This window comes from Streptomyces sp. NPDC001068 (assembly GCF_042897315.1).
Lineage (GTDB): Bacteria > Actinomycetota > Actinomycetes > Streptomycetales > Streptomycetaceae > Streptomyces.
In genome coordinates, this window is record NZ_JBIAYD010000003.1 from 296059 (window position 1) to 313563 (window position 17505).

Consider the following 17505-nt stretch of genomic DNA (forward strand, 5'->3'; position numbering starts at 1 on the left):
GGCTAGCCGCGGGCACTGACAATCGTTGAACCGGTGCTCACTCCACCACGTGCCGTCCCTCGGGCCGCGCGCTGCACGAGGCCCGGAAGGCGCAGTGCGTGCAGTGCTGGCCGGTGGTCGGTGTGAACCGTTCGTCGAGGACCTTGCCGGCGGCGGTGGCGAGCAGGTCGCCGACCCACTCCCCCTCCAGTGGTTCCTGGGCCTGCACCCTGGGCAGGGTCTCACCGCCGTCGCGCCGGGCGGCGCCCTGCCGCAGGTGCACCAGTTCGGCGCCGCCGGCCTCGGGGCGCACGCCGTCGAAGGCCTCGTCCACGGCGCCCTCGCGGACCGCGAGCTGGTAGACGGCGAGCTGTGGATGCCGGGCCACCTCGGCGGCGCTCGGTGCCTGCTTACCGGTCTTGAAGTCGACGACGTAGGCGCGGCCGTCGCCGTCGGTCTCCACGCGGTCGATCTGGCCGCGGATGCGCACCTCGTAGTCGCCGGCCTCCAGGCTGACGTCGAAGTCCTGTTCGCTGGCCACGGGGGTGCGGGCGGTGCGGTCCAGGACGTGCCACTTCAGGAAGCGTTCGAGCGCCACGCGCGCGTTGTCCTTCTCCTGGGCCGACTTCCAGGGGGCGTCGAAGGCGAGCGCGTTCCACACCGAGTCCAGGCGCTCCATGAGGACCGCGAGGTCGGCCGGGGTGCGTCCGGAGGCGACCTCGTCGGCCAGGACGTGCACGACGTTGCCGAAGCCCTGGGCGGTGGTGGCGGGGGCGTCGGCCTTGACCTCGCGGCCCAGGAACCACTGCAGGCTGCAGGTGTTGGCCAGCTGGTCGAGGGCGCTGCCGGAGAGCACCACGGGCTGGTCGCGGTCGCGCAGCGGCACCTTGCTCTCGGTCGGCTCGAACATGCCCCACCAGCGGTAGGGGTGGGCGGAGGGCACCAGGGGGCGGCCGTCCTCGTCGGCGAGTGCGGCCAGCCGGGCCAGCCGGCGGGCGGCGGCCTCCCGCAGCGGCTCGGACGCGCGCGGATCGACCGTGGTCGCGCGCAGCTCGGCGACCAGCGCGGCCACGGACAGCGGGCGGCGGGGGCGCCCGCTGACGTCCTGGGGTTCGGCGCCCAGCTCGGTCAGGAACCGGGAGGGCTGGTCACCGTCGTCCGCGGGGGCCTTCACGGCGGTGACGACGAGGCGTTCACGCGCGCGGGTGGCGGCGACGTAGAAGAGGCGGCGCTCCTCGGCGAGGAGCGCGCCCGGGGTGAGCGGTTCGGCCAGGCCGTCGCGGCCGATGCGGTCGGCCTCCAGCAGCGAGCCGCGGCGGCGCAGGTCGGGCCACAGGCCCTCCTGGACGCCGGCGACCACGACCAGGTGCCATTCCAGGCCCTTGGAGCGGTGCGCGGTCAGCAGGCGGACGGCGTCGGGGCGCACCGCGCGCCCGGCGAGGGTGTCGGCGGCGATGTCCTCGGCCTCGATCTCCGCCAGGAAGTTCTGCGCGCCCCGGCCGCCGCTGCGTTCCTCCGCGCGGGCGGCGGTGGCGAACAGCGCGCACACGGCGTCCAGGTCACGGTCGGCGTTGCGGCCGGCCGCGCCGCCCCGGCGGGCGGCGCGCTCCAGGCGCGAGGGCCAGGGCGTGCCGTTCCACAGGTCCCACAGCGCCTCCTCGGCCGTACCGCCGCCTGCCAGGCGTTCCCGGGCCTTCCTGAGCAGTGCGCCGAGCCGCTGCGCCCCGCGCGCGTATCCGGGGTCGTGCACGGCCAGGCGCTCGGGTTCGGCGAGGGCCCGCGCGAGCAGGTCGTCCGAGGGCGGCGGCAGCGCGTTGCCCGCGGCGCGTTCCTCCTCGCGCAGGGCGCGGCCGAGGCGGCGCAGGTCGGCCGCGTCCATGCCCGCGAGGGGGGAGGCGAGCAGCGTGAGCGCGGTCTCGGTGTCGAGCCAGCCGGAGGCGGCCGCGGGGCCGTCGTCGTCGCCGGATCCCACGTCGACGGCGCCCACGGCCTCGCGGGGGCCCGGGTCGGAGGCGCCTGCTTCCTCGCCGGAGCCCGCGTCGGAGGCAGCTGCTTCCTCACCGGGGCCTGCGTCGGCGACGCCCCTGGCCGCGCGGGGGCCCGGGTCGGAGTCGCCTGCTTCCTCGCCGGGGCCCACGTCGACGGCGCCCTCGGCCCCGCCGGAGCCCGCGTCGGAGGCACCCGCTTCCTCGCCGGGGCCCACGTCGACGGCGCCCTCGGCCCCGCCGGAGCCCGCGTCGGTGGCGTCCTCGACCGCGCCGGGGTGTGCCGCCGCCCGCGCCACCGCCCTGAGGGCCGTCAGCAGGGGTGCCACCGCCGGTTCGTGGCGCAGCGGAACGTCGTCGCCGTCGATGTCCAGGGGTACGCCGGCCGCGGTGAGGGCGCGGCGGACCGTCGGGATGGTGCTGGACCCGGCGCGCACCAGGACGGCCATGTCGCTCCAGCGCACGCCGTCCTCCAGGTGCGCGCGCCGCAGGATGTCGGCGATGTTGTCCAGCTCGGCGCCGGGCGTCGGGTACGCGTAGACCTCGACCGTGCCGCCGTCCCGCGTGGCGTCCAGTTCCCGGTGGGCACGCACCTTGTCGGCGGGCAGCCTGGTCAGCGGCATCCGCCGGGTCAGCAGACGGGTCGCGGCCAGCAGGCCGGCGCCGGAGCGGCGGGAGGTGCGCAGCACCTCGACGGGGGCGGGACGGCCGTCCACGCGCGCGAAGGCCGACGGGAAGTCCAGGATGCCGTTCACGTCGGCGCCCCGGAACGTGTAGATCGACTGGTCGGGGTCGCCGAACGCGACCAGCGTGCGGCCGCCGCCGGCCAGCGCGTGCAGGAGCCGCGCCTGGGCCGGGTCGGTGTCCTGGTACTCGTCCACGTACACGGCGTCGTAGCGGCCGGCCAGGTCCAGGGCGACCTCGGGGCGCCGGGTGAGCAGCACCGCGCGGTGCACGAGTTCGGCGTAGTCGAGGACGCCCTGGAGGTCGAGGACGTCGAGGTACTCGGCGAGGAAGGAGGCCGCCGCCCGCCAGTCCGGTCGGCCGATACGGCGGGCGAAGGCGTCCAGGGCGGCGGGGTCGAGGCCCAGTTCGCGGCTGCGGGCGAGGACCGCGCGGACCTCGTCGGCGAAACCCCGGGTGGTCAGGCAGGCGCGCAGGTCGTCCGGCCAGCGCACCGGGTCGAGTCCGAGCCGCTCCAGCTCGGCCTGGCCGGCCAGCAGCTCGCGGACGGTGACGTCCTGCTCGGGGCCGGAGAGCAGCCGCAGCGGGTCGACGAACAGGCCGCTGTCCTGGTGGGCGCGGACCAGGGCGTAGCAGTAGGAGTGGAAGGTGGTCGCGCGGGGTGCGCGGGCCGCGCCCACGCGCAGCGCCATGCGGTCGCGCAGTTCGACGGCGGCCTTGCGGCTGAACGTGAGCACGAGGATCCGCTCGGGGTCCTCGCCGCGGGCGATCCGGGCGGCCACCGACTCCACGAGGGTGGTGGTCTTCCCGGTGCCGGGACCCGCGAGGACGAGCAGCGGGCCGGCCGCGTGCTCAACCACCGCGCGCTGCGCGGCGTCCAGACGAGGGGGATCCGTATCGGCCGCCGGGGTCCGCACCAGCCGGTAAGCGCCACTGTTCCCCTGTCGCACCTGGGGGTGCGGCAGGCGCCTGGTGGAGGAAGAGGAGCTCACGTGGTTCGCCGGTCCTGGTGGGTGTGCTGGTTGGCTCGCGTTCGTGCGGGCGGTGCGGTGGCCGCGGGGTGAGCGGGACACGCGCAGCCGACGCTACGCCGACGAATCGGGCGGAAGCAGAGCTTCCGGTTCATCCCGTCCGTCACGGGCGCCAGTCGTGGCACGCACGCCCCGCACCCCTCGAACGTACGTCATGCCACGGACGTCCCCGGCATCCCTCGAACGGGCCACAGGTTCCCCTCGGGGGACCCGGATGGCGGAAGCTGTCAGGTGTGAGCACCCGAGTCCGCGTCGCCGTCCCACCGCGCCCGCTTCATGTCGAGGCGCGGCAGATGGCCCGCCGCGGCCCTGCTCGCCTCCTTCAGCGCGGTGCCCTCCGCGCGGTAGTGGTCCAGGGCGGTCAGCTCGTGCCCCGGCAGCAGCGCCCCGTCGGCGCGCACCACCCGCCACCAGGGGACGGCGCCGCCGTACAGGGCCATCACCCGCCCCACCTGGCGAGGTCCCCCTTCCTCCAGCCACTCCGCGACGTCGCCGTACGTCATCACCCGCCCGGGCGGGATCCGCTCGGCGACCTCCAGGACCCGCTCGGCGTATTCGGGCAGCTCGTCCGCGTACCCCTCTCGGGTGTCCTCGGGAAGGCTTCGCTCGCTCATTCGCCCCATCCTGCCGCACCCCACCGACAACCGGCGGGGTCCGTGCCAGGTCTCCGCCTCGCCCCCGGACGGCGCTTGGGGCAGACTGTGCGCCCCCGCATCTGCACCCTGATGCCCTCGTGTGTCGGTGGGGCATGCCACCATCGTGCGGGCGGTGACTGGTGATACGAGATCAAGAAGAGCAGACCGAGCAGCAGGGCGTGCACCCCGACGGAGCGGCGGGCACCCCTGGCGCCGCCGCACGCCCTGACGCGCCGGAACCCGGCACCGTACCCAAGAATCCCGTGAATCCCACGAATCCCGTGAATCCCGCGGATCCCACCGGCCCGGTGAATCCCACGGATCCCACCGGTCCCGTGACGTCTGACGCCGGGAGCCCCCCGGACGGCGGACATCCGCCGGAGACCGGACACCGGGCCGTCACCGTCGAACCCGACGCCGCCCACGACGTCTCCGAGGCGGAACACGTGCCGGACGAGATCCACACCGACGAGGTGGAGGGCGACGAACCGCTGCTCCCCGCGCGCGTGCACCGCCCCTCCGACCTCATGCGCCTCCTGGTCGGCGTACTGGCCATCGCCGTACTGCTCGGCATCGCCGCGTTCGCGCACGGCACCACCTCCGGACTCGAACAGGACATCAACAAGGGCACCGGACAGGCCCCCGACCTGCTGATCAAGATCGCGGGACTGGCCTCCAGCATCGCGATCCTGCTGGTACCGGTCGCGTTCGCCATCGAGCGGCTGATCAAGCGGGACGGACTGCGCATCGCCGACGGCGTACTCGCGGCCGTCCTCGCCCACGGTGTGACCCTCGCCACCGACCTGTGGGTCGCCCGGGCCGCCCCGGGCTCGATCCAGGAGGCCCTCACCCAGCCCTCCCCCGGTGACATCCACGCCCTCACCGATCCCGTGCACGGCTATCTCGCGCCCGTCATCGCCTACATGACGGCCGTCGGCATGTCCCGGCGGCCGAGATGGCGCGCGGTCCTGTGGATCGTGCTGACGCTCGACGCGTTCTCCATGCTGGTCACCGGCTACACGACACCGTTCTCGATCATCCTGACGGTGCTGATCGGCTGGACCGTCGCCTACGGCACGCTCTACGCGGTCGGCTCCCCCAACGTCCGCCCCACCGGCCGGACCCTGCTGGCGGGCCTGCGGCACGTCGGCTTCCACCCGGTCGGCGCGGCGCGCGAGGAGGCCCTGGACACCGAGAACGGCGACCGCGGCCGGCGCTACTTCGTCACCCTGGAGGACGGCCCGCCGCTGGACGTCACGGTCGTCGACCGGGAACAGCAGGCACAGGGCTTCTTCTACCGCGCGTGGCGCAACCTGACCCTGCGCGGCTTCGCCACCCGCTCGAGCCTGCAGTCGCTGCGCCAGGCCCTGGAGCAGGAGGCACTGCTGGCGTACGCGGCCATCGCGGCCGGCGCCAACGCGCCCAAGCTGATCGCCACCTCGGAACTCGGCCCCGACGCCGTGATGCTCGTCTACGAGCACACCGGCGGCCGCACCCTCGACTCACTGGGCGACGAGGAGATCACCGACGAACTGCTGCGCCACACCTGGCACCAGGTGCAGGCACTGCAGTCCCGCCGGATCGCGCATCGCAGGCTGGCGGGTGACGCCATCCTGGTGGATCGTTCCGGCAAGGTGATCCTCACGGACCTGCGCGGCGGCGAGATCGCGGCCGGCGAACTGCTGCTGCGCATGGACGTCGCCCAACTGGTCACCACGATCGGCCTGCGGGTCGGCGCCGAGCGGGCGGTGGCCTCGGCGGTCGGCGTCCTCGGACCCGACGCGGTCGCCGACTGCCTGCCGATGCTCCAGCCGATCGCGCTCACCCGGTCCACGCGCGCGACACTGCGAAGACTCGCCCGGGAGCGCGCCCAGCGCGAACGCGACGCGGTGCTGGAGGCCTCCCGGCAGGCCAAGCAGGCCCGTGCGGAGGAAGCGGAGAAGCCCGACAAGAAGACGGTGCGCGCCGAGCAGCGGGCCGAGAAGCGGGCCCTGGACGACGCGCTGGAGGAGGCCCGCGAGGAGGACCTGCTCACCCAGATCCGGCACCAGGTGCTGCGGATCAGGCCGCAGGCACCCGTGGAACCCGCCCGCCTGGAGCGGGTGCGGCCGCGCACCCTGATCAGCCTCATCGCCGGTGCGATCGGCGCGTACTACCTGCTGACCCAGCTCACCCACATCGAGTTCGGCCCGCTGGTCGCGAACGCCCAGTGGGGCTGGGTGATCGCCGCGGTGCTGTTCTCGGCGCTCAGCTACGTCGCCGCCGCCATGGCGCTGCTCGGGTTCGTGCCGGAGCGGGTGCCGTTCGTACGGACCGCGGCGGCGCAGGTGGCCGGCTCGTTCGTGAAGATCGTCGCGCCGGCGGCGGTCGGCGGGGTCGCGCTGAACACGCGGTTCCTGCAGCGCGCCGGGGTGCGCCCCGGCCTCGCGGTGGCGAGCGTCGGTGCCTCACAGCTGTTCGGGCTCGGCTGTCACATCCTGATGCTGCTGTCCTTCGGCTACCTGACCGGAACCGAGAAGACACCGTCGCTGTCGCCGTCCCGCACCGTCATCGCGGGGCTGCTGACCGTCGCCGTCCTGGTTCTCGTGGTGACCTCGGTGCCGTTCCTGCGGAAATTCGTCTCCACGCGCGTGCGGTCGCTGTTCGCGGGCGTCGTACCGCGCATGCTGGACGTGCTGCAGCGGCCGCAGAAGCTCGTCACCGGCATCGGCGGCATGCTGCTGCTGACCGCCTGCTTCGTGATGTGCCTGGACGCCTCCATCCGCGCCTTCGGCGACCAGGGCACCTCGCTCAGCATCGCCAGCGTCGCCGTCGTCTTCCTCGCCGGGAACGCGCTCGGTTCCGCGGCGCCGACCCCGGGCGGAGTGGGCGCGGTCGAGGCGACCCTGACCGTCGGCCTGATCGCCGTGGGCCTCCCCAAGGAGGTCGCGGCCCCCGCCGTCCTGCTGTACCGGCTGCTGACCCTGTGGCTGCCGGTCCTGCCCGGCTGGCTGGCCTTCAACCACCTCTCCCGCAAGGGAGCGCTCTAGCCACGGCGGCGGTTCCCGGGTCGTACCTCGTACGGCTCGCGCCCCGCGCGCGTGGCCGCGTGCGACCGCAGGATGGGAACATGCCGAACCCCCTCCGGATCCCTGCCGCCGCCCTGTCCGCCGCCCTGGTGCTGTCCTGCCTGCTCGCCGGGTGCGGCGACAGCGTCAAGGACGGGGACCTGGCGGTTCAGAAACTGGACTGGAAGGACTGTCCGGCCCCCGACGAGGCGGAAGGCGGTGGCGACACCCCCTCGCCGCTGCCCGGTGGCGGGGCCTGGCAGTGCGCCACCATGAAGGCGCCGCTGGACTGGTCGAAGCCCAAGGGCGCCACGATCGGTCTCGCCCTGATCCGCGCCAAGGCCAGCGGCGACGCGAGTCAGAGGATCGGCTCGCTGATCTTCAACTTCGGCGGGCCCGGCGGCAGCGGCGTCACCACGCTCCCCGCGTTCGGCGGGGACTACGCGGCCCTGCGCACCCGCTACGACCTCGTCAGCTTCGACCCGCGCGGGGTCGGCCGCAGCGACCCCGTCGAGTGCGAGAACGACGAACAGCTCGACAACTACTTCCAGCAGGACGCCACACCCGACACACCCGCCGAACGCGACCAGCTGATCAAACGCACCAGGCAGTTCAACGCGGCCTGCGAGAAGAACTCCAGGACCATCCTCCCGCAGGTGCGCACCACCGACGCTGCTCGCGACATGGACCTGATGCGCCAGGTCCTCGGCGACCGGCAACTGCACTACTTCGGCATCTCCTACGGCACCGAACTCGGCGGCGTCTACGCCCACCTGTTCCCGAAGAACGTGGGCCGGGCCGTCTTCGACGCCGTGGTGGACCCGACCCAGAACCCCGAACAGAGCTCACTGGGACAGGCGAAGGGCTTCCAGCTCGCGCTCGACAACTTCGCCGAGGACTGCACCTCCAAGGTGCCCGAGTGCCCGATCGGCGACACCCCGCAGGACGTGAAGAACCGTATCGCCAAGCTCCTCGCGGACCTCGACAAGAAACCGATCCCCGGCATCCTCCCGCGCCGGCTGACCGAGACCGCCGCCACCAACGGCATCGCCCAGTCCCTGTACTCCAAGGACTTCTGGGAGTACCTCACCGAGGGCCTCGAAGAGGCGTACGACGGTGACGGGAAGATCCTGATGCTGCTGTCCGACTCCATGAACGGCCGCAGCCAGAACGGCGAGTACAGCAACATCACGGCGGCGAACATCGCCATCAACTGCGCCGACGAGAAGCCCCGCTACACCGCCGACTACGTGCAGCAGAAGCTGCCCGAATTCCGGGCCGCCTCACCGCTGTTCGGCGACTACCTCGCGTGGGGCATGGTCAGCTGCACGAGTTGGGCGGTGCCGGGCGCCGCCGACCACCCCGACGTCAGCGCGCCCGGGGCGGCGCCGATCCTGGTCGTGGGCAACACGGGCGACCCGGCCACGCCCTACGAGGGTGCGAAGAAGATGGTCGACGCGCTGGGCAAGGGCGTCGGCGTGGAGCTGACCTGGAAGGGACAGGGTCACGGGGCCTACGACAGCAAGGACAAGTGCGTGCAGTCGGCCGTGAACGGCTACCTGCTGCAGGGCACGGTACCGAAGGCCGGCACGGTCTGTTCGTGACCACCCCGAACGAAGAACTCGCAGGTCAAGCGGTTATCCACAGGCAGCAACGGCCTGCGCTGGATCCGCCTACTATGACCTGACCGCTCTCCGCGACGAACCCGCGGAGAGCCTGTGAGGGGGGTGTGCGCGACATGGCGCGTTTCGTACGGTGGGTGGCCGTTGTCGCCGCCGGGCTGCTGGTGGCCGGGTGCGGCGGCGGACCGTCGGGCGGGGGCGGGGACGAGGGGAAGACGCGGTCCGAAGAGCCGTCGTCCCCCTCCGCGGCCGCTGCCGCCCTGCCCTCCTCCCTGACCTCGCAGAAGCTCGACTGGGGCCGCTGCGACTCCACTTCGGACTCCGCCGCACCCGGCGACGAGTGGCGGTGCGCGACCCTCAAGGTACCGCTGGACTGGTCGAAGCCGGGCGGGAGGACCATCGGGCTGGCGCTGATCCGGGCGAAGGCAGACGGTGGTCCGGGCAAGCGGATCGGCTCACTGCTGTTCAACTTCGGCGGCCCCGGCGGCTCGGGCGTCTCCAGGATGCCGTACTACGCCACCACCGTCTCCGCCCTGCGCGAGCGGTACGACCTGGTGAGCTGGGATCCGCGCGGAGTGGGCGCCAGTGAGGGGATCCGGTGCCGCAGCGACAAGGAGCTGCGGTCCGCCGAGTCGGTCGACGCCACCCCGGACACGGCCGCCGAGGAGACGGCGTACTTCCAGGACGCCGCCTCCTTCGGCAAGGGCTGCCAGAAGGCGGCCGGCGATCTGATCGCACACGTCTCGACGACCGACACGGCCCGGGACATGGATCTGATGCGCCAGGTACTCGGCGATCGGCGGATGCACTACTTCGGCATCTCCTACGGCACCGAACTCGGCGGCGTCTACGCCCACCTGTTCCCGAAGAGGGTGGGGCGGCTCATCCTGGACGCTGTCGTCGACCCGGCCGCGGACTCGGTCGGCCACGCGAAGAACCAGGCCCGGGGCTTCCAGCGGGCGCTGGACGACTACCTCAAGTCCACAGGACAGGACCCGGAGCAGGGCTCGCGGAAGATCGCGGCCCTGCTGCGGAAGCTCGACGCGGAGCCGCTCGCGACCTCCTCGGGCCGCAGGCTGACCGACACCCTCGCGGTCACCGGTATCGTCCTGCCGCTGTACAGCCAGGACAGCTGGCCGACGCTGACCAGCGCGCTCCAGGCGGCCGAGGACGGCGACGGCTCGGAGCTGCTGTCGCTCGCGGACCAGTACAACGAACGCGACTCCGCGGGGCACTACGGCACGAGCGCCCACTCCCAACGGGTCATATCGTGCCTGGACGACCGGCAGCGGCCCACGCCCGCCCAGACCAAGAAGCTGCTGCCCGACTTCGAGAGGATCTCGCCCGTCTTCGGCGACTTCCTGGGCTGGGACACGGCCGGCTGGTGCCACGACTGGCCGGTGGCCGGACAGTACGACACCCCGCAGGTGAGCGCCCCGGGCTCGGCCCCGGTGCTGCTGGTCGGCAACACGGGCGACCCGGCGACTCCGTACGAGGGCGCCCGGAGGATGGCCGACGAACTGGGCAAGGGCGTCGGCGTCGAACTGACCTGGAAGGGCGAGGGCCACAGCGCGTACGGCAGGGGCAGCGACTGCGTGGACTCGACGGTGAACGCCTACCTGCTGGAGGGCACGGTCCCGAAGGACGGCAAGGTCTGCTCATGACGATGGGCGCAGGAGCTGCGGTCTTGCCTCAGTCAGTGCCGTGACCGCTCTTTGACGACACGACGCACGCGCCAGCCCACCCACAGCCTGGCGAACACGTAGAACACGCTCACGACGGCAAAGCACGACGCCACGAGGATGTTTCGACTGGGTGATATGGCCAGGCTGCTGTGCGCGTACTCCCAGAAGGCGAAGGCGAGCAGTGCGAACACCAGAGGCGCCAGCCAACCCTTGAGCATCATGTGAGGCAGGAGGGACCGCAGGTAAGCGGGTAGCGGTATCTCCACCGGCTCGGAGACGGAAGCGGGTTGCTGGGGATCATCGGGCATGGCGTGGATCATAGTCGTCAACAGCGACCTGACCAGTTGACGCCGGCCCAGGGCGGCAAAACGGCGGGCCGCGGTGCAATACCGCAGCCCGCCACAAGGGGTTTCAGTAGACCGGCTTCTCCGGCTCGATCTGGTTGACCCAGCCGATCACGCCGCCGCCGACGTGCACGGCGTCCGCGAAGCCCGCGGACTTCAGGACCGCGAGGACTTCCGCGCTGCGGACACCCGTCTTGCAGTGCAGGACGATCTTCTTGTCCTGGGGCAGGCCGCCGAGGGCGGTGCCCATGAGGAACTCGTTCTTCGGGATCAGCTTGGCGCCCGGGATGGAGACGATCTCGTACTCGTTCGGCTCGCGGACGTCGATGATCTCGATGTTCTCGCCGTCGTCGATCCACTCCTTGAGCTGCTTGGGAGTGATCGTCGAGCCGGCGGCCGCCTGCTGGGCCTCCTCGGAGACGACGCCGCAGAAGGCCTCGTAGTCGATGAGCTCGGTGACGGTCGGGTTCTCGCCGCAGACCGCGCAGTTCGGGTCCTTGCGGACCTTGACCTGGCGGTACTGCATCTCCAGGGCGTCGTAGATCATCAGGCGGCCGACGAGGGGCTCACCGGTGCCGGTGAGGACCTTGATCGCCTCGGTGACCTGGATGGAGCCGATGGACGCGCAGAGCACGCCGAGCACGCCGCCCTCGGCGCAGGAGGGGACCATGCCCGGGGGCGGGGGCTCCGGGTAGAGGCAGCGGTAGCAGGGGCCGTACTCGGACCAGAAGACCGAGGCCTGGCCGTCGAAGCGGTAGATGGAGCCCCACACGTACGGCTTGTTGAGCAGCACGCACGCGTCGTTGACCAGGTAGCGGGTGGCGAAGTTGTCGGTGCCGTCGACGATCAGGTCGTACTGGCTGAAGATGTCCATCACGTTCTCGGCCTCGAGCCGCTCTTCGTGCAGGACGACGTTCACGTACGGGTTGATGCCGAGGACGGAGTCACGGGCGGACTCGGCCTTGGAGCGGCCGATGTCGGCCTGGCTGTGGATGATCTGCCGCTGCAGGTTCGACTCGTCGACCTCGTCGAACTCCACGATGCCGAGCGTGCCGACACCGGCCGCGGCGAGGTACATCAGCGCCGGCGAACCCAGGCCGCCGGCGCCCACACAGAGCACCTTCGCGTTCTTCAGCCGCTTCTGCCCGTCCATCCCGACGTCGGGGATGATCAGGTGGCGGGAGTACCTGCGGACCTCGTCTACGGTGAGCTCAGAGGCTGGCTCGACCAGGGGTGGCAGCGACACGGGGACTCCGTTGGTCGGTCTATCACTACGGTTGTTCTTCCCGTAACACTGCCACGTGCCTGTTCATTCCGAGACACCCGTCCCGACCCGCGAGACGATGTCGTCCCAGTAGCCGGGCATGTTCTCCCAGGGGTCCACCCGGCCGCCGTGATCCGTGCGGTCGGTGAAGTAGATGGTCGCGGCCCCCTGCCAGCGGGCGATGCGCAGTGCCTCCTCGAGATGGCCGCGGGGCACGCCGTGCACGAGGTGGCAGAAGCGGTCCGGCGGGTAGTCCGCGGTCCACTCGGCGACGTGCGACCAGCGGTAGTCGCTCCACGGGCCGGCGAAGGTCACCAGCTGGTCGGCGTTCTCCGCGTAGCCCGGGTGGGGGTGGGTGCCGTGGCCGAGGACGATGTGGGGGTCGTCACCGACCGTGCGCAGCGCGGCAACCGCGCGGCGGATCTCGGGAAGGGCCGAGCGTTCGCCGGGACAGCGGTCCAGCAGGAAGCCGTCCACGCGGTACCAGTCGTGGTAACGGCGGGCGTCCAGCAGCAGGTCGCCGTGGGGGCGGGCGCCGTGCGTGGTGTCCAGGCGGCCGAGGACGCGGACGCCCGCGTTGCGGAGCCGGCCGGCCGCCGCCAGGCAGTGCGGGTCGGGGCGGCTGCCGGGTCCGTTCGCCACGTTGAGGACGACCCAGTGCAAGGGGGTGCCGGGTCGGGTGAGTTCGGCCCACTGCGCCGGGGCGAGGAGGGGGTGGGCGTAGCCCGGGATGCCGAAGGCGGTGCGGACGCCGGTGGTGGCGGCGTCCGATCTGGTGCTGGTCAGATGCGGCACGCCGCCTCCATCCAGATGTCCGCGAGGGACTCCTCGAGGTTGATACGGGGTCGCCAGCCGAGCCGGTCGCGGGCACAGCGCACGTCGGCCTGCTGCCAGCTGCCGCAGCCGTCCGGGTACGGGTAGGCGACCGGCGCCGCGTGGTCGGGGTCCGTACGGGGGTGGCCGATGGGGCCGCGCAGGGGGCCGGCCGGGCCGTCGAGTTCGTGCAGGGCGCCGCCGTATCCGGCGACCCGGGCGAGGATGGCGGCGGCGTCGCGGAGGCGGACGGCGCGGCCGGAGCCGATGTTGATGACGCCCTGGGCCGCGGAGAGGGAGGCCGCGTGGACGGCTCGGGCGACGTCGCGTACGTCGACGAAGTCGCGCTGGGCGCCGAGGCCGCCGAGTTTGAGTTCGCCGTCGCCCGACTGCATGGCGCGGCGCATGGCCTCGGCGAGGCGGCCGAGCGGGGAGCCGGCCGGGGTGCCGGGCCCGGCGGGCGAGAAGACGCGCAGCACGACGGCGTCCAGGCCCGACCCGAGGACGAGTTCGGTGGCGGCGAGCTTGCTGACGCCGTACGGGCCGCCGGGGCGCGGTACGGCGTCCTCGGCCGTGGAGGAGCCGGGCTGGCTCGGGCCGTACTCGGCACTGCAGCCGATCTGCACCAGGCGGGCTCCGCAGCCGCTGCGGCGCAAGGCCTCGCAGATGGTGGCGACGGCGACGGTGTTGTGCCGGGTGAGTTCGCGGGCACCGCCGCGGGTGGCGCCGGCGCAGTTCACGATGACGCCCGGGTGGACCGCGTCGAGGAAGCGGGTGAGCGCACCGGGGCTGCCGGTGGCGAGGTCGAAGCGGACGTCGGCGTCGTCGCCGCGGCCGAGCGCGGTGAGCTGGACGGCCGGGTCGGCGAGCAGCCGGTCGGCGACGAAGCGGCCGAGGTATCCGTTGGCTCCGATCAGCAGAACCCTCATCGCGTGGCTCCCGGGGTGTGCGCTCCGGCGACTCCGGTGGTTCCGGACGCTCCGGGTCCGGGTCGGGAGGTGGTCATCTGGCGGTCTCCTTCAAGGGGTGGTGCGGTTGCCTCCGGCGGGATGCCGGGCGCCTGTCGCCGCGACGGCACGGCGGTGCGGGCGAAGGGAACGGGAGCTCTGCTCACTGCGGTTCTCCCGTCGACGCGTGGGCCGGGGCCCGGGTGAGGGTGCGGGTGGCCCGGAACAGCAGTGCCAGGGCCGCGGTGCCGCAGGCGAGCGCCGGGACGGCGCCCGCGCCCCAGGCCTGGGCCAGGGCGTCGACGGGGCTCGCCAGGAAGGCGCAGCCGGGCAGCCGGCCGGCCAGGACCAGCCCCACGGCGGCCGCTTCGGCGGCCGCGGCGAGGGCGAGTGCGGGGCCCTGCGGCAGACGGTGCACGGCGAGCAGGCGGGCGAGCAGCAGGAGCGCGCCGAGGGTGAGGGCCTCGGGGTAGCCGGCGGATTCGCCCAGGGCGGCGCCGCACACGGCGAGCAGAGTGGTGAGAACACCCAGGTAGAGGGCGAACGTGCCGAGCAGCAGGGGCTGGACGGCCCCCGCGAACTCCGCCAGGCCCCTGCTGGCCGCGAGCCTGCGGCGGGCGGCCGCGGTGAAGAGGTGGGTGCTCCAGGCGGCCGGGGCGCAGGCCAGCACGAGGGCCAGGACGGGCGCGGTGGCCACCGGCCAGGGACCGTGCGCGGCACCGGTCGGCAGGCCGTCGGGGCCGCCGTCCAGGACGGTTCGCAGCAGGCCGTTGCCGAACAGTGCGTAGGCGAGGAGCCAGCAGGTCCATACGCGGGTGCCGGTCACGGCGGGCCGGGCCACGGCACGGCCGGGCACGGCGAGGGGTCCGCCGCGCAGGGCCAGGCCCGCGGCCAGGGCGAGGACGAGGACGCCGGCGGCCGCCGTCAGCAGACGGGGGCGGCCCTCGGTGAGGCGTACGCCGACCGCCACCGCCGCGCCGACCGCACCCGGCAGGAGCGTGAGCAGCACCCAGTCGGCGCGGGCGCGGGGCGCGGGCGCCGGTTCCGGTCGGGGAGGCCGGTCGCCGTCGCGGGGCACGCGCGCGTAGAGCTCCTCGGCGAGCGAGAAGACGTCCCGGTGCCGGAAGCGGGCGGCGGTCCGGTCGGTGACACCGTGCGCCTCGAGGCCGGCCGCGATCTCCAGCGGGTCGACGGCCTGTTCACAGAGGGCGCGGTGACGGTGCATCAGCGCCTTCACGGGGTCGGCGGCGCCTCGCCGGGGGCCGGGCCCGCGGCTGCCCGCGGACTCCCACACGGTCCGGGTGGAAGGTCTTTCCGGGGCCGCGGCGGACCCCGGCGGCCGGCTCCCGGACAGAGCGTCCTCGGAGCCGGCGTCCGCCGTGCCGAGCAGCCACTCCTGCGACCGTGTGTCCCGGGCTCCGGCCGCGCCGGGGCGCCCGGGCCGGTCCGGCGCCCCGGGACGGCCGTGACCGGGGTCGTCCTGGACGCCGTTCACCGGGCGCCCTCCGGGGCGGTGAGCGGGGTGGCGCGCACCGGGCTCGACGTCGGCGGGGCGCCCAGGGCCCAGCCGGGGCCGCCGCGGCCTCCGGCGCGGACCGTGGGACCGGTCCAGCGGCCGGGGACGTGGGCCTCGGCCGGCGCGGCGAACGGCATTGGCTCGCCCGTCTCGTCGAGGACGACCCGGCGCACCGGGGAGTGCGAGACGATCTCCAGGTAAATGCCGTGAAATGCCGTGATGTTCTGCTCGACGGTGAACAGTTCGAGCGCTCGGGCGCGTGCGGCGGCCCCGAGCCGCTCACGGCGCTCAGGGTCGCGCAACAGCGACACGCACGCCTCCGCGAGCGCCCGCGGGTTGCGCGGGGGTACGACGAGTCCGGTGCCGCCGATCACCTCCACCACGGCGCCGACGTCGGTGGAGACGGTCGCCCGGGCGCACAGCATCGCCTCGACCAGGCCGACCGGGAAGCCCTCGACGACGCTGGAGAGGACGACCACCGAACCGGACGCGTAGGCGTCGGCGAGGGTGGGCGCCTCCGGACCGCCGATCTCCTCGAAGCAGACCGGGTTGTCGCCGACGGCGTGCACCCCGTCGGCCTCGTCCGGGAAGAGCTGGGCGGCGAGTGCCCTGCAGTGGCCCAGGTAGGCCCGGCCGTCGGCGCCCGCCGGGGTGCCCACCACCCGCAGCCGGGCGTTGGGCTCCGCCCTGCGGACCTCGGTGAAGGCGTGCAGCAGCGACACCAGGTCCTTGGACGGTTCTATCCGGCCGACCCACACGAGCGTGTCCGGGTCGGCCCGGTCCGGCGCCTCGCCGACCTCGGCGAAGCGGGAGGCCTCCATGCCCGGGTGGACGGTGCGGATCCGGGACCGGTCGGCGCCGCAGCGCTCCTGCCAGCGGCGGGCGTGCGCGTTGCCGGGGGTGATGATCGCGGCGCGGCCGTAGACCTCGGCGGCGAGCCGGCCGTGGAAGGCGGCGAGCAGGGTGCGCACGGCCGGGGTGGCCGCGTCGGGGCCGGAGGCGAGGTAGTGCGAGCGCAGTTGCACGCCGTACTCGGTGACCAGCAGGGGCACGTCGCAGAAGTGCCGGGCGAGCAGACCGGGCAGGGCGGCGGGGCCGCCGCCGGTGGCGTGGCAGAGGTCGACGGCGCCGAGGCCGTCGTCGTCGTACCAGTCGAGCGAGAGGGGGCGCAGGGCGCGTTCGAGGTGCGCGGCGACGGCGAGCAGATCCGGTACGCGCGCCTCGCGTGCGGGACCGAGTGCGCCGGGGGCGCGGCAGGCGCGTTCCAGTGTGCGCACGGCGCTGTCGGAGCGGAGCGCACCGATCAGTCCGCCTTCGTCACGGGCGAGTTCGGCGAGTCCGTACAGCGCGCTGCCGAAACGGTCCGCCAGATGGCCGATCCCGGTCCCGGTGCCGGGGCCGCCCGTACCGTCCGCGTCGCCGGCGCCGTCCGGTTCCTGGCCCGCCGGGCCGCCGACGCCCGGGCCCGCGCACAGTACGGCCGCCAGTTCGCCGTAGCCGTCGACGAAGCGCCGGCGCGCGCGCCGGCCGTACTCGACCCCGTCGGCCTCGGCGGTCCACAGGGGAGCCGTCCGCACCCGGCTGACGTGCGGCGGCAGCGGCAGCCACCCCTCGTCCTCCTGGCGCCCGCTGCGGCTGAGCGCGTAGAGGTCGAACTCGTGCTGCCCGAGCCCGCGCACGAGCCGGTCGCACCAGAGTCCGGCGTCACCGCTCACATACGGATAACCACCCTCCGTAAGCAGTCCGATGCGCACGTGTGCACCCCCGATCGATCTCCCGTATGGGGAGCCGCCGTTGTCCCGGCGGCTCGCAGCGGGACGAACGTATGCGGACAAGGCGGTGGCGGGGGGGGGGGGGGGGGGGCGCGCCCCCCCCCCGGGGGGGCCGGGGGAGAAATAACCCGCGGGGGGCGGTGGGGGGCGCGGGGGGGGGGGGTGGGACCGGAACGTCACA

At 73.5% G+C, this 17505-nt stretch carries 11 protein-coding genes; 3 read left to right on the forward strand and 8 right to left on the reverse strand.

The features are described 5' to 3' along the window. Positions 1 to 37 precede the first annotated feature (37 nt). On the reverse strand, positions 38 to 3640 hold the full coding sequence (locus ACFY3I_RS10775; protein WP_390860287.1) for a UvrD-helicase domain-containing protein: 3603 nt from the start codon (positions 3638 to 3640) through the stop codon (positions 38 to 40). Between the two features lie 266 nt (positions 3641 to 3906). Next, positions 3907 to 4293 (reverse strand): MGMT family protein, encoded by a 387-nt coding sequence (locus ACFY3I_RS10780; protein WP_390860288.1) that lies wholly within the window; start codon positions 4291 to 4293, stop codon positions 3907 to 3909. Positions 4294 to 4454: 161 nt separating this feature from the next. On the opposite strand from ACFY3I_RS10780, the gene ACFY3I_RS10785 reads away from it, so the two are divergent. From ACFY3I_RS10785 to ACFY3I_RS10795, 3 genes are all read left to right on the forward strand, one after another. After that, entirely contained in the window at positions 4455 to 7343 is a 2889-nt protein-coding gene (locus tag ACFY3I_RS10785; RefSeq protein WP_390860289.1) for a lysylphosphatidylglycerol synthase domain-containing protein, read from the forward strand. Positions 7344 to 7423: 80 nt separating this feature from the next. After that, entirely contained in the window at positions 7424 to 8965 is a 1542-nt protein-coding gene (locus tag ACFY3I_RS10790; RefSeq protein WP_390860290.1) for an alpha/beta hydrolase, read from the forward strand. 134 nt (positions 8966 to 9099) lie between these two features. Beyond that, entirely contained in the window at positions 9100 to 10647 is a 1548-nt protein-coding gene (locus tag ACFY3I_RS10795) for an alpha/beta hydrolase (protein WP_390860291.1), read from the forward strand. A 32-nt stretch (positions 10648 to 10679) separates the two neighbouring features. Here ACFY3I_RS10795 and ACFY3I_RS10800 read toward each other — a convergent pair whose 3' ends face one another. The 6 genes from ACFY3I_RS10800 to ACFY3I_RS10825 form a co-directional block, all read right to left on the reverse strand. Beyond that, entirely contained in the window at positions 10680 to 10976 is a 297-nt protein-coding gene (locus ACFY3I_RS10800; protein ID WP_390860292.1) for a hypothetical protein, read from the reverse strand. A 103-nt stretch (positions 10977 to 11079) separates the two neighbouring features. After that, positions 11080 to 12258, reverse strand: coding sequence for an adenylyltransferase/sulfurtransferase MoeZ (gene moeZ, locus ACFY3I_RS10805; RefSeq protein WP_365290522.1), 1179 nt, complete (start codon positions 12256 to 12258; stop codon positions 11080 to 11082). 63 nt (positions 12259 to 12321) lie between these two features. Further along, on the reverse strand, positions 12322 to 13071 hold the full coding sequence (locus tag ACFY3I_RS10810; protein WP_365290520.1) for a spherulation-specific family 4 protein: 750 nt from the start codon (positions 13069 to 13071) through the stop codon (positions 12322 to 12324). After that, entirely contained in the window at positions 13059 to 14018 is a 960-nt protein-coding gene (locus ACFY3I_RS10815) for an NAD-dependent epimerase/dehydratase family protein (RefSeq protein WP_365290519.1), read from the reverse strand. The genes ACFY3I_RS10810 and ACFY3I_RS10815 overlap by 13 nt, the downstream gene beginning before the upstream one ends. Positions 14019 to 14199: 181 nt before the next feature. Next, positions 14200 to 15531, reverse strand: a complete 1332-nt coding sequence (locus ACFY3I_RS10820) for a hypothetical protein (protein ID WP_390860293.1) — start codon at positions 15529 to 15531, stop codon at positions 14200 to 14202. Beyond that, positions 15528 to 17306 carry a DUF3492 domain-containing protein gene (locus ACFY3I_RS10825; RefSeq protein ID WP_390860294.1) on the reverse strand — a complete coding sequence of 593 codons (1779 nt, stop codon included), beginning with the start codon at positions 17304 to 17306 and terminating at the stop codon, positions 15528 to 15530. The genes ACFY3I_RS10820 and ACFY3I_RS10825 overlap by 4 nt, the downstream gene beginning before the upstream one ends. Positions 17307 to 17505 lie beyond the last annotated feature (199 nt).

Bases quoted from the DNA above. Each gene is read 5' to 3' on its own strand.
- ACFY3I_RS10780 (WP_390860288.1), bottom strand. From the start codon at position 4,293: ATGAGCGAGCGAAGCCTTCCCGAGGACACCCGAGAGGGGTACGCGGAC.
- ACFY3I_RS10790 (WP_390860290.1), top strand. From the start codon at position 7,424: ATGCCGAACCCCCTCCGGATCCCTGCCGCCGCCCTGTCCGCCGCCCTG.
- ACFY3I_RS10795 (WP_390860291.1), top strand. From the start codon at position 9,100: ATGGCGCGTTTCGTACGGTGGGTGGCCGTTGTCGCCGCCGGGCTGCTG.
- ACFY3I_RS10800 (WP_390860292.1), bottom strand. From the start codon at position 10,976: ATGCCCGATGATCCCCAGCAACCCGCTTCCGTCTCCGAGCCGGTGGAG.
- ACFY3I_RS10815 (WP_365290519.1), bottom strand. From the start codon at position 14,018: ATGAGGGTTCTGCTGATCGGAGCCAACGGATACCTCGGCCGCTTCGTC.